This window comes from Polaromonas sp. P1_G4 (genome assembly GCF_056405475.1).
Map to the genome: position 1 here is coordinate 1 of NZ_JBFUCA010000354.1, position 4,464 is coordinate 4,464.

At 61.1% G+C, this 4,464-nt stretch carries 5 protein-coding genes; 1 reads left to right on the forward strand and 4 read right to left on the reverse strand.

The window, feature by feature from the left end; translation table 11 throughout:
- The 4 genes from sdhA to AC1D1X_RS16400 form a co-directional block, all read right to left on the reverse strand.
- Positions 1-1,753: succinate dehydrogenase flavoprotein subunit (gene sdhA / locus AC1D1X_RS16385; RefSeq protein ID WP_477698665.1), on the reverse strand; the 1,753-nt coding region annotated here is incomplete at its 3' end.
- A 51-nt stretch (positions 1,754-1,804) separates the two neighbouring features.
- Positions 1,805-2,170 (reverse strand): succinate dehydrogenase, hydrophobic membrane anchor protein, encoded by a 366-nt coding sequence (gene sdhD, locus AC1D1X_RS16390; protein ID WP_477698666.1) that lies wholly within the window; start codon positions 2,168-2,170, stop codon positions 1,805-1,807.
- Positions 2,171-2,185: 15 nt separating this feature from the next.
- Positions 2,186-2,632, reverse strand: coding sequence for a succinate dehydrogenase, cytochrome b556 subunit (sdhC, locus tag AC1D1X_RS16395; RefSeq protein WP_477671356.1), 447 nt, complete (start codon positions 2,630-2,632; stop codon positions 2,186-2,188).
- A gap of 384 nt (positions 2,633-3,016) precedes the next feature.
- Positions 3,017-3,787 carry a GntR family transcriptional regulator gene (locus AC1D1X_RS16400; RefSeq protein ID WP_477671357.1) on the reverse strand — a complete coding sequence of 257 codons (771 nt, stop codon included), beginning with the start codon at positions 3,785-3,787 and terminating at the stop codon, positions 3,017-3,019.
- Positions 3,788-4,029: 242 nt separating this feature from the next.
- Between AC1D1X_RS16400 and AC1D1X_RS16405 the strand changes: the two genes are divergently transcribed.
- On the forward strand, positions 4,030-4,464 hold a 435-nt coding region (locus AC1D1X_RS16405; protein ID WP_477698667.1), incomplete at its 3' end, for a lactate/malate family dehydrogenase.

The following is a 4,464-nucleotide window of genomic DNA, read 5'->3' on the forward strand; positions in this document are numbered from 1 at the left end:
GGGGTTTCATCTGCACCGGCTTGTAAGCCAGGCGGCTGCCTTCGCTGTACCAGAGCGTGTGCTTGTGCCAGTCGGTGTCGTTGCGGCCGTTCGGGTGCGCGGGCGTGTCGCCGTAATCGTCGACGGAGTGCGCACCGCGGCTTTCCTGGCGGGCCGCGGCGGACACGATGGTGGCCTGCGCTGCTTCGATCAGGTTTTCCACTTCCAGCGCTTCGATGCGCGCGGTGTTGAAAATCTTCGACTTGTCCTTCAGTCCGATGCTGTTGACGCGGGCACGCAGCGCGGCAATTTTCGTCACGCCTTCGTTCATGATGGCCTGTGTGCGGAACACGCCGGCATGCTGCTGCATGGCGGCGCGCAGGTCGTTGGCCACGTCTTRCGCGTATTCGCCGTCGGTCGCGTTGTCCAGGCGCGCGATGCGGGCCAGGGTCTTGTCGGCGGCATCCGCCGGCAGCGGCTTGTGCGTGGTGGTCTTGGCGAACTCGACGATGTGGTTGCCGGCGGCCTTGCCGAACACCAGCAGGTCGAGCAGCGAGTTGGTGCCCAGGCGGTTGGCACCGTGCACGCTGACGCAGGAACATTCGCCCACCGCATACAGGCCGTTGACCACCTGGCTCTGGTTGTTGGCGTCCTGCGTGACAACCTGGCCATGGATGTTGGTCGGGATGCCGCCCATCTGGTAGTGGATGGTGGGCACCACGGGAATAGGTTCCTTGGTGATGTCGACGTTGGCGAAGTTGTGGCCGATCTCGAACACCGAGGGCAGGCGCTTCATGATGGCGTCCACGCCCAGATGGGTCATGTCCAGCAGGATGTAGTCCTTGTTGGGGCCGCAGCCGCGGCCTTCCTTGATTTCCTGGTCCATGGAGCGCGAGACGAAGTCGCGCGGCGCGAGGTCTTTCAGCGTGGGCGCATAACGCTCCATGAAACGCTCGCCATTGCTGTTGCGCAGAATCGCTCCTTCGCCGCGGCAGCCTTCGGTCAGCAGCACGCCGGCGCCGGCCACGCCGGTCGGGTGGAACTGCCAGAATTCCATGTCTTCCAGCGGGATGCCGGCACGCGCTGCCATGCCCAGGCCGTCGCCAGTGTTGATGAAGGCGTTCGTTGACGCGGCAAAAATGCGCCCTGCGCCGCCGGTGGCCAACAGCGTGGTCTTGGCTTCAAAAATGTGGACGTCGCCGGTTTCCATTTCGAGGGCGGTCACGCCCACGACGTCACCGGCGGAGTCGCGGATCAGGTCCAGCGCCATCCACTCGACGAAAAAGCTGGTTTTTTCCTTGACGTTTTGCTGGTACAGCGTGTGCAGCATGGCGTGGCCGGTGCGGTCGGCCGCGGCGCAGGCGCGCTGCACGGGTTTTTCACCGTAGTTGGCGGTGTGGCCGCCGAAGGGGCGCTGGTAAATCGTGCCGTCGGGGTTGCGGTCGAAAGGCATGCCCATATGCTCGAGGTCGTACACGACCTTGGGCGCTTCGCGGCACATGTATTCGATGGCGTCCTGGTCGCCGAGCCAGTCGGAGCCCTTGACGGTGTCATAGAAGTGGTAGTGCCAGTTGTCTTCGCTCATGTTGCCGAGCGATGCGCCGATGCCGCCCTGGGCTGCAACGGTGTGCGAGCGGGTGGGGAACACTTTGGAAAGCACGGCCACGTTGAGGCCGGCGCGCGCCAGCTGCAGCGATGCGCGCATGCCGGAGCCGCCGGCACCGACGATGACGACGTCAAATTTGCGCTTGGGGAGTTTGGATGTTGCTGTCATGATTTTGTGGGGTGTCGGTCTTCTTGTCGGGTCTGTGGGGTCAGCGGCGGCTTAAACGCGCCACAGCACCTGAATGCCCCAGCCGGCGCAGGCCACCAGCCAGACGATCGTGAAAACATTCAAAACGAGTTTGATGGAGGCTGGCTTGATGTAGTCCATCCAGATGTCGCGCATGCCGACCCACACGTGCAACAGTAGGGMAACGATGACCACAAACGTCAGCGTCTTCATCCACTGGGACGAGAAGATGCCGGCCCACTTGTCGTAGCCGATGGGGCCTTTGCTGAAGATGACCTGGGCCAGGACCAGCACGGTGAAGAGGGCCATCAGGGCGGCCGTGACGCGCTGCGCGAGCCAGTCGCGCAAACCATAGTGGGCACCGACAACGATGCGTTTGGAGCCGTAGTTAACTGCCATTTTTGTGCTCCTTGATTAATACGCGCCGAAAAGCTTGAGTGCCAGCACGAATGAGATGCCTACGCTCACAGCCAGCGTGAAGAGGGCGGACGACTTGCCGAACTCCTTGCTGACGGCGGCGTGACTCACGTCCATCCACAAATGGCGCAGGCCGGCGATGAAGTGGTGCAGGTAAGCCCAGATGAGGGCCAGCGCCACCAGCTTCCAGATGATGCCGGGAAGGCCCAGCATGCCGACGTTGAAGGCTGCCTTGAATTTCTCGAAGGAGATTTCCGAAGAGATCGAGGTGTCGAACATCCAGATGATGAAGGGCATCAGCAAAAACATGATGAACCCGCTGATACGGTGAAGGATGGAGACAATGCCCGCGAGGGGGAGGCGATAGGAGTGGAGATCGGTCAGGGCGTTGATGTTGCGGAACTCGGGCCGCTTCTTCGCTACGGTTGTCGCTGATTCGGACATACTTGGCTTTCTGTGTTTTTGAGTAACGGCTTTGTAACTGCCAAAGCGGCTCAACCCGAAATTCTATTGCAATGCAGCAACAATCCCGGCTGCTTCGGGTGATGGCCGGAAATTTTTGTCGGGAAAAGCGCGTTTGCGGGCGCGACAGTTCGCAATTGCTGCGCGAAGGTCGTCGTAACTGACATGACGATTACAAATCACCCCATCCGGACGGCAATCCAGCGGCGCGCATATGCCGCTGCTGACGCTTCGTTGGTGTCATGGCTTGAAGGGTCTTCATCGTCCGTCATGTTGTTATGGGTTGCACCGCCGGGCTCTCGCGGCCATGCCGCGGCAGGTTTGCCTGGCAGGGTTTTCTGTTTCCCTTGAGCCTGCTGCCGCTGTTCAGTTCAGGGTGTTGTGATAGTGATGTGTGTCGGTGCGGTAGTAGCCGCGGCGCAGCTCCATGGGGGCATCGTTGTAGGTGTAGGCGATGCGCTCCACGCTCAAAAGCGGCGCTCCGTGCTCTACTTTTAATAGCAGCTCGCGCCCGTCGGTGGCTGCTTCGGCGCGTATTTTCTCTTCGGCGCGAACCATCCGAACGTTGAATTCGGTCTCAAACAGCGCATACATGGGGCCGTGGTAGTCAGCCAGCCGCTCGGCCGTCAGGCCCTTGAAGGGCGCGGCGGGAAGCCAGATGTCTTCAAGAATGGTGGGTGTGCCGGCAAAGCTCAGCACGCGTCGGGCCTGCAGCACGGCGTCCCCGGTGCGCAAGGCCAGCGTGCGTGCAATCTCGGCGCTGGCGCGCACGCGCCGGCAGTCGATGATGTCGCGTTGGGCCGGACCTTCGCTGCCCGGTGTGCCACTGTCGGGGACCAGCTTGAGAAAGCGGAACTGGACATGTTGCTCGGCGTGGGTTGCAACAAAGGTGCCCTTGCCCTGGCGGCGCACCACCAGGTTGTCGGTGGCCAGCTCGTCGATGGCTTTACGCACAGTGCCCTGGCTGACGCGGTAGCGCGCTGCCAGGTCCATCTCGGAAGGTATGGCTTCGCCTGGTTTCCATTCGCCTGATTGCAGGCTTTGCAGGATCAGGGCCTTGATCTGCTGGTACAGCGGACTGAACGCCGGCGTGGCACCTGCAAAATCATCGGCGGGTAGGGCGGGAGTGGCGTTCATGGGTGGATTCTGGCTGGCCGTATCATATCTTATATAAGACATAAGACAAATTGACGCCCGCTGCTTTTCAAGCGTAAAATCTTTGGCTGAGCCAGCGCGCGGCCTGCCGTTTTGCGATGATTTTGACGGGTAAAAGCATAAGACCCGTTAGTAATCACTTCCAGATATTCCAGGGTCGCGCCAGACATCTCACGCTACATCCCTCATTCAACCGAATTTCAACTTCCTGGAGTCCTCCTATCATGAGCAAAAAACCCGTCCGCGTTGCAGTCACCGGTGCAGCAGGCCAAATCGGTTACGCATTGTTGTTCCGCATTGCTTCCGGCGAAATGCTCGGCAAGGACCAGCCCGTCATTCTTCAATTGCTCGAAGTGCCCGTTGAAGGCCCGCAGAAAGCGCTCAAGGGCGTGATGATGGAACTCGACGACTGCGCGTTCCCGCTGCTGGTCGGCATGGAAGCCCACAGCGACCCGATGACCGCCTTCAAGGATGCCGACTACGCGCTGCTGGTCGGTTCGCGCCCACGCGGCCCCGGCATGGAACGTGCCGAGCTGCTGGCTGTCAATGGCGCCATCTTCACGGCCCAGGGCAAAGCGCTCAACGCAGTCGCCAGCCGCAACGTCAAGGTGCTGGTGGTCGGCAACCCCGCCAACACCAATGCCTACATCGCCATGAAG

Bases quoted from the DNA above. Each gene is read 5' to 3' on its own strand.
- sdhC (WP_477671356.1), bottom strand. From the start codon at position 2,632: ATGTCCGAATCAGCGACAACCGTAGCGAAGAAGCGGCCCGAGTTCCGC.
- AC1D1X_RS16400 (WP_477671357.1), bottom strand. From the start codon at position 3,787: ATGAACGCCACTCCCGCCCTACCCGCCGATGATTTTGCAGGTGCCACG.